This is a genomic window from Streptomyces sp. KR55, from assembly GCF_052245645.1.
Taxonomy (GTDB): domain Bacteria; phylum Actinomycetota; class Actinomycetes; order Streptomycetales; family Streptomycetaceae; genus Streptomyces; species Streptomyces flavusporus.
The window spans coordinates 1-2,653 of record NZ_JBQQCE010000785.1 but is presented as its reverse complement, the minus strand read 5'-3'; the positions used below and the strand labels follow the sequence as shown (position 1 = coordinate 2,653).

General features: G+C 67.8%; 3 protein-coding genes. All 3 read right to left on the bottom strand.

Going from position 1 to position 2,653, the window contains the following annotated elements:
* Positions 1-136: 136 nt before the first annotated feature.
* On the bottom strand, positions 137-1,408 hold the full coding sequence (dnaB, locus tag ACTWQJ_RS50050) for a replicative DNA helicase (protein WP_443312993.1): 1,272 nt from the start codon (positions 1,406-1,408) through the stop codon (positions 137-139).
* 259 nt (positions 1,409-1,667) lie between these two features.
* Positions 1,668-2,264 (bottom strand): DciA family protein, encoded by a 597-nt coding sequence (locus tag ACTWQJ_RS50045; RefSeq protein WP_443312992.1) that lies wholly within the window; start codon positions 2,262-2,264, stop codon positions 1,668-1,670.
* Positions 2,261-2,653: hypothetical protein (locus tag ACTWQJ_RS50040; protein ID WP_443312991.1), on the bottom strand; the 393-nt coding region annotated here is incomplete at its 5' end. The genes ACTWQJ_RS50045 and ACTWQJ_RS50040, both read right to left, overlap by 4 nt.

The following is a 2,653-nucleotide window of genomic DNA, read 5'->3' as shown; positions in this document are numbered from 1 at the left end:
GCAAGCGGTGGACCATGCGCTGGAAGGCCCCACTCAACGCCTTCCAGATCGCCTTCGAGGGCCGCCTGACCCCGAGCAACAACTGACCACTCAACAACCAAGATCAGCCGTTAAATTGACACACCCGGCGAAGTGGCTATGTCTGCGCCATGTCGACGAAGCGGGAGTAGTGGCCCTGGAAGGCGACAACGATGGTCGCGGTGGGGCCGTGGCGGTGTTTGGCCACGATCAGGTCGGCCTCGCCGGCACGAGGGGAATCCTTCTCGTAGGCATCCTCGCGGTGGATGAGGATGACGACGTCAGCGTTGTCCTCAAGAGCCCCGGAGTCGCGCAGGTCATTGAGCATCGGTTTCTTGTCGACGCGCTGTTCCGGGCCGCGGTTGAGGGTAGAGATGGCGACGATGGGAATCTGCAGTTCCTTGGCGAGCAGTTTCAGGCAGCGGGCGATCTCAGAGATCTCCTCATACCTCGAGCCCAGGGGTCTGGTGCCGTAGGTGATCAGGTGCACGGCATCGACGACGATGAGCTGGACGCCCAAGCGGCTGTGCAGGTAGCGGCAGTGGGCGCGTAGGTCGTGGAGGTTGGAGTAGGAACCGTCCTGAATGTAGATCGGGGCGGCGCTGACGTCCGGCATCCGCCGGGCCATCCTGGTCCAGTCCTCGTCGGTCATCGTGCCAGAGCGCATGTGGTGCAGAGCGACGCGGGCTTCTGCTGACAGCAGCCGCATGCCGACCTCATTGCGGCCGGCTTCGAGGGTGAAGATGGCGCTGGGCAGCGTGTGCTTGATGCTGGCTGAGCGCACGAAGTCGTAGGCGAGGGTGGACTTGCCCATGGCCGGGCGTGCGGCGATGACGATGAGCTGACCGGGGTGGAGTCCGCCGGTGAGGGCGTCTAGGTCGGTGAAGCCGGTCGGCACGCCGGGCAGGGTGGCCTCGCGGCCGCCGGTCGCCTCGATCCAGTCGAGGGTGTCTTCCATGACGTCACCGAGCGGACTGGCCGGCGGCAGCAGACGCCGCCGCGTGGTCGCGGCGTACATCTCGGCCTGGGCCTGGTCGGCGATGCGGTCGGCCGCGTCGGGTTCCGCGTCGGACGCCAAATTCTCGATGTGGATCGCGGCGTTCTTGGTCCGGCGCAACATGGCGGCACTCTGAACGCGCTCAGCCTCCGCCATCCAGCTCCTGGACGCAGAAGGCCCGGCCACGAGCGCGGTGAGGTAGTCGGCGCCTCCGATCTCCTCAAGGCGGTCGTGCTTCTTGAGATGAGTAGCGACGTTGAGCGCATCGGTGCCCTGACCGCTGCCGTACAGCTCGAGGATCGTGGTGTAGATCAGGCCGTGGTCCGGCCGGTAGAAGTCGTGGCCGCCCAGGACTTCGACGATGTCGGCGATGGCGTCCTTGGACTGCAGCATCGCCTTCAGCACGGCCTTCTCGGCGTGCAGGTCGTGCGGATGATGCAGCGCGGCGTCGGCGTCCTCGACGGTCACCAGGCCCTCCCCCTTGTTGCCCTGTCAACTCTGTTGCAGCCCGCTCCCGCAGGCATCAGGCCAGCGTATCCACGACCCCGTCTGACCAGGACACATTCGCCGCAGGTATCGGCCACGCGCACAACCGCTGAGCGCACGGCCGGGCGGACGCCTCTCCGGAGGCTGCGCGGGAATCGTGGGCGGATCAGAATGTGCTCGCTCGGCGGGCCGGCTCGCGTGGCATGCTCTGCGCTTGGCGCCGCCGGGCCGCCTCGATGTCGGGGTCGGGCAGCGGTGGCGGCGGCTTCCGCACGAGAGCATGGGCCACTTCGGGCGCATCCACGTGCCGCGGCACGTCAAGGACCACGCCTTTGACCAGGCGGAGCCTCTGCACCTTGCCGGGACCGAGCTCGGCGTTGAGGCGTTTCAGCAACGCATCCCCAATGAGCCGCATCTGAGTGAGCCACGCCGCCGATGCGCAGCGCAGCGTGAGGGTTGCCGTGTCCTCATCGAATCCGACCGGGATCACATGCCGGGCTACCGGCCCGACCACGGAACTCCATTGGGTGATCACGGACGCCGAGGTCGGGTTGCCCAGGTGGCCCAGGCCGCGTTCGGCGAACAAGTCCAGCACGACCTCGGCGAGCGATGCCGGCGGTGTGCGACCGCGGCCCACCTTCTTGCGCACGGAGGTGGAAGTGTCGGTGAAGCAGCCGCGCCGGGCGTCCTCCTTGGCCCGTCTCAGCGCCACCCGGGCAAGGACAATGCCACTGCCGGGGCGCGGCGGTTCAGGCGTCGTCATAGCTCGGACGGCTGGCGCGGAGTGAACGTTGGTGTCCCCCAGACCCGCAGGACTTGGTGGTCGGTGAAGGCGTACACCAGTCGGTAGGCGGAGGCGGCGTCCGAGCCGTGGCTCAGCTGCGCAAGATACTGCTCGGCTTCCTGCTCGCTCTGGCGGGGCGTGCCGCACAGCTGCCAGGCCTGCCCGTTCCACATTTCTGGGATCCAGCGCTTCTTCGGCTGCGGCTGGTCGGCGCGGATGCCGTGCCGGGACTGCACGCGCGAGGGCGGCGCGTCGTCGTCCGTGTCGGCGGAGCGTGGGGGTGGTGTCCTCGTCCCTGACCGTCGGCGGGTCTCGCACAGCAGGCAGAGGTCGGCAGCGTCCGGGTCGATGGGACCGTTGGGGTGCTC